This is a genomic window from Xanthomonas sp. SHU 166 (assembly GCF_000364685.1).
Taxonomy (GTDB): domain Bacteria; phylum Pseudomonadota; class Gammaproteobacteria; order Xanthomonadales; family Xanthomonadaceae; genus Xanthomonas_A; species Xanthomonas_A sontii.
This window is the reverse complement of record NZ_AQOJ01000590.1, coordinates 1-848: the sequence shown is the minus strand read 5'-3', so window position 1 is coordinate 848 and position 848 is coordinate 1. Positions and strand designations below refer to the sequence as shown.

Here is an 848-nt window from a genome sequence, read left to right as displayed (position 1 = left end):
GGCAGGCACAGGCGCAGGAACTGGCGGCGCGCTACCGGGTCGCGGTGTGCAGCCCGGCCGGATTCGCCGAGCGCCTGGTGCAGTTCTGGTCCAATCATTTCGCGGTCTCGGTCGACAAGCGCGCGGCCGCGCTGTACGCGGCGCCAATGGAACGCGAGGCGATCCGCCCGCACTGCATGGGCCGTTTCGCCGACCTGCTGCTGGCGGTGGAGCGGCATCCGGCGATGCTGCGCTACCTGGACAACGCCAACTCGGTCGGCCCCGACTCGCTGCTGGCGCAACGCGCGCAGCGCCGGGCCCTGCGCCTGGATCCCGAACGTCCCGTGCGCCGCCTGGGGCTCAACGAGAACCTGGCGCGCGAGATCCTGGAGCTGCACACCCTCGGCGTGGACGGCGGCTATACCCAGGCCGACGTCACCGAACTGGCGCGTGCGATCACCGGCTGGGGCGTGCCGGCGCCGCGCGATTTCGAGCAGGGCGCGCCCGGGGCCGCCTTCGTGTTCCGCGCGCCGGCGCATGCCGCCGGCAGCCGCCTGGTGCTGGGCCGGCGCTATGCCGAGGACGGCGTGGCACAGGGCGAGGCGATCCTGGCGGCGCTGGCCCGGCACCCGGCCACCGCGCAGCACGTCTCGTTCAAGCTGGCCCGGCATTTCGTCCGCGACGATCCGCCGCCGGCCTTGGTACAGCGCATGGCCGACGCGTGGCGGCGCAACGATGGCGACCTGCGCCACGTCTACCGCGCCCTGATCGACAGCCCCGAGGCATGGGACGCGCAGGCGCGCAAGTTCAAGCCGCCGCAGGATTTCGTGGTGTCCGCACTGCGCGCCGGAGGTACCTGGCCCGAGGCG

1 protein-coding gene is annotated in these 848 nt (G+C 73.3%); it reads left to right on the top strand.

Annotated features, from left to right (window positions below; genetic code table 11):
- On the top strand, nucleotides 1-848 hold an 848-nt coding region (locus D180_RS14675; RefSeq protein WP_017913391.1), incomplete at both ends, for a DUF1800 domain-containing protein.